The organism is Paraburkholderia tropica (genome assembly GCF_914484835.1).
GTDB lineage: Bacteria > Pseudomonadota > Gammaproteobacteria > Burkholderiales > Burkholderiaceae > Paraburkholderia > Paraburkholderia tropica_A.
The window spans coordinates 1-3451 of sequence record NZ_CAJZAR010000096.1 but is presented as its reverse complement, the minus strand read 5'-3'; the positions used below and the strand labels follow the sequence as shown (position 1 = coordinate 3451).

The window sequence follows — 3451 nt, the reverse complement described above, 5'->3', positions numbered from 1 at the left end:
GCGAGCGTTTTCCGTTGTCCGACTAGTCATTGAAGGACGGGCAATCGTCCACGTAGCGGTGCAAACTTTTCTCGCCAGAATCCAAGCAGATTGCACAGCGAAATAGCGGTCGGCTTTCGTCATATTGACCGTCCGCTAGGTCCGCGCATCGCGTCTGATCGAGCGGCGCAGCCAACGCGTTATTCCATCGAGCATCCATGTGTTTTCCTATTTCGCGGCGCCTATCACTTGGTAGGCAATCACCGTCGATCCGGCGGCGTATCCGGGCTCCGTAGCGAGATTGCGCAGTGGAACGACGAGTGCAGCAGGAGACGACAGCCCATCCGGGCAATTCTTTCTTGTGATCGAAATCGACCACATGTTGCGAGACGGTTTGAGTTCTCCAATGTAGGAGCACTTTCGCCCGTCGCGCTCGCGAAGCATAACCATTTGAGGCGTGGCGTCTTGCAAGTCGCTGAGTAGCATCAAGGGGATTTTCGGCACCGCCGCGATCTTGTCTGCGGTCGCTTGAACTTGCGAGGCGAAATCAGCGATCTTCTCTGGCTTGGCGATCGGGACTTGCGCATTCGCCAACCCGATTTCAACGATAGTCAGTGTACAAACGATGGCGGCATATAGTTTCATGTGTTTTCCAGTGTATCTCTGCGCAGCCGCGTTTCAGGGAAGAGTTCCGAGTGATAGTGCGGGAGGCGCAGGGAAAAAATGGTCCAGTCCGAGCAACGTCGAAGTGAGCAGCGCGACATAAAGCCCAATCAAGACTGCATTTCGTGTGCGCATCGATACAGCGATCTTCAACATGTGCATCGTGGGTTTTCCGCTTTGTTCCCGCGATTGCGAGCGAGTGTCGGATGCCCGAGATCGCCGCCGCAGCGTTCGTGGCGCTCATCGGATCGATGCGGGGATGTGAACGGGTGCGCGATCGGGACCAGCGTCTCGACGTCGCATTGCCGCTCGTTGAGAATCTGAACCTGATCGGGTGTGAACGGAGCGTCAATCATCGTGCATATCCTACGTGATTGCCTATGTCGTCTCCGCACGTATCGGCCGTGGTCGGCTGGTCCACGCCATGAAGAGAGCCCGTATCGGCCGGCCGCTTGATTCGTGTCGGCACCCTCTGCGCGTACTTGAAAAGCCCTCGCAGATGCGCGCCATGCGCAGACGACGGAACGACGCCGAGGCGGCAAATACCGGCCACATAGCGGCGAAACGCTAGGTCAACGGCTGCCCCGTACGCGGGGTGGAGAATGGCCTCGTGAAAGCGCGACATGAAGTCGTAGTCATGGTGGTGATCACCTACCGATGAATCGCCGTGACAATATTCGTGGGTGATGATCGCGACCAGCCGGGCTACCCCACCACCGCCGCTATGGACTGCGTTCCCATCTCCGCGAATTCGCTTCAGCTCGGCCCGGTTGAGCGCAATAAACGTGCAACCGTCGGTCCAGGCGCTCGCGGTATCCGATATGCCGACGACAAACCGCCTGACGGAGCTGGCACCTGAGAGCAAGGCTATCTCCCGGCCGATCAGGGTGAGGCACTTGAGAACAAGCGTCTCCTCGGCATCGAGGTCCGCGCTGTCCACCAGCGTGTAGGTGCCATCCAGAGACCGAACGAACTCTTCGAAGCGGACCAGCTCGGTGCTCTGGTCATCGCAGATGCGTAGTCTGCTGCGCAGCCGGCCAATCGCCACGGCGGCATTTTCCTCAGTCACCGTCGCGTTGCACATGCTGAGCATGCGCGGCATGATGACCTGAGCAAGTCCTTCGCGCTGCACGCGCTCGGCGATGGCTGTGTGCACCCCGTCAAAAAGCGTAAACTTCCGCGCGAACAGCACCGCATCTGGTGAGCGCAGGTTTCCGAAAATGTCCGGAAGAAATCGGATTTTCGCGACCGTCCGGGCGTCTTGATGGTCGAGGACAAAGTCCGAGAAGAAGAGACGGCGCAGCAGCGAGGCTGCCTCGTGATCGTTGAGCTTTCTCAACCGTGTCAGCTGGAAGCGAAAACGCTCACTGATTGCTTTAGTGATTGCTTGCCACGTTTCGCACTGGTGCTCGATGACTGCGTTTCGCGCCATGTTCACAACGAGAGGCGCCTTCGAGCAGACGACACCGCCGATACCAAATTTACGCGACGGGATGTCGGTGACCAGCACCCCGCGGTTGAACACCCGCACCTCGGGTGAATCGCGATCGAACGCGTAATACGCGTGTTCGTCTTCCTGGTCCCACCTTTCACCAATGGGCGGGGTATTGATCTGTCGGCCGTTGACGAACACGGGTATCAGGACGTATCGCACCAGGCACGCAAACTCGCTGGTGCGCCCGGCAACCACCGAGTCATCCTCGCCGGTAAAGTAAACGCGCAGGCTATGGTTCTTCGGAAAGTACGGATTCGCGAATTCATAGATCTGCCCGGTGATAGAGCAGCCGGGGTGGCATTCGGCATGCTCTTCAAAGTCATACCCTGCCTCTCCCTCTTCCCCGTTGAGATCCACCCGCATTTCATAGTGGCCGCTTCGCCAGATCGTGCGCGCGTACGACATGATCTGTCCACGGCCGCACCGGAATCTCGCGAAATAGGCGTCACCTGGCACGTGTGGTGTGCCGAAGGTGTCGAAAAACTCCTCGATCTCGACGCTGGATGTAAAGCCCCTGCCGTTGTCCCAAAATGTAAAACGGCCGGCCTCGTCGATATCCAGGTCTATGCGTGTTGAGCCCGCGTCGACGCTGTTCATCACGAGCTCGGCGAACGCCTTGGGAAGCGTCCCTGCCTGCTCGCCGATGAGCGTCTTGATGATCGCTGGGTGAACCTTGAAATTGCGGCGCGTCGCGCCGCGTTCTGTCACAGCTTCGCTCATGCGGTTTTCCGATGCTTAACTAGCGTGCCGCCAACTGTCTTACGACCAGCGATGCGGTGCCGAATGCACACCAAAGAGCGACCGACCACAGGCCAACTGCGGCAACAACACGGAATGGAGAGGCCGAGTGCAGCAGGGGGGCTGTCACAAGGCCCGCGAATCCAGCCAAAGCAAAGTCAATTAGGAACGCGCCATAGACATACTTTGCAGTTTCACATTTCACTTTCATGCTTTTCTCTTTTTCCAGTGTGGCCCGCGCAGCGAGCGCGAGCGTTTTCTTACTTGCTTTCCGCGTTGCGTCGCCGCCATTCGGCAACCGGGATTCCTTCACGTCGAGCGGCCCTCACCTCCTGACGCCGATCAAATTCCTTCAAGCTCGCTTCGTAACAAGTTTCCGAACAGCAGGGCCAAAAATCACCGACTCTAGGATGCAGTTTGCAATGAAGGCAAATCTTCATTCGCTCAGGTATCGGAGCCGCCGCAATCGCTTCGTCGCGTTTTCTTTTTTTCTCACGACGCAAGGCGTCGATGCGGTCGTTTCGGCCCGGAAAATAACGCGACATGGTGAGGCCCCAGTTTTCCTAGACGTTTTGT

At 57.9% G+C, this 3451-nt stretch carries 3 protein-coding genes; all 3 read right to left on the bottom strand.

Translation table 11 applies throughout. The features are described from left to right. Positions 1 to 207 precede the first annotated feature (207 nt). Positions 208 to 624, bottom strand: a complete 417-nt coding sequence (locus tag LDO54_RS35155; protein WP_224017110.1) for a hypothetical protein — start codon at positions 622 to 624, stop codon at positions 208 to 210. 370 nt (positions 625 to 994) lie between these two features. Next, the gene (locus LDO54_RS35150) at positions 995 to 2857 is read right to left on the bottom strand and encodes an ATP-binding protein (RefSeq protein WP_224017108.1); all 1863 of its coding nucleotides are present in this window, start codon (positions 2855 to 2857) and stop codon (positions 995 to 997) included. A 19-nt stretch (positions 2858 to 2876) separates the two neighbouring features. Then, the gene (locus LDO54_RS35145; protein WP_224017106.1) at positions 2877 to 3188 is read right to left on the bottom strand and encodes a hypothetical protein; all 312 of its coding nucleotides are present in this window, start codon (positions 3186 to 3188) and stop codon (positions 2877 to 2879) included. Between the last annotated feature and the right edge of the window lie 263 nt (positions 3189 to 3451).

Bases quoted from the DNA above. Each gene is read 5' to 3' on its own strand.
- LDO54_RS35150 (WP_224017108.1), bottom strand. From the start codon at position 2,857: ATGAGCGAAGCTGTGACAGAACGCGGCGCGACGCGCCGCAATTTCAAG.
- LDO54_RS35155 (WP_224017110.1), bottom strand. From the start codon at position 624: ATGAAACTATATGCCGCCATCGTTTGTACACTGACTATCGTTGAAATC.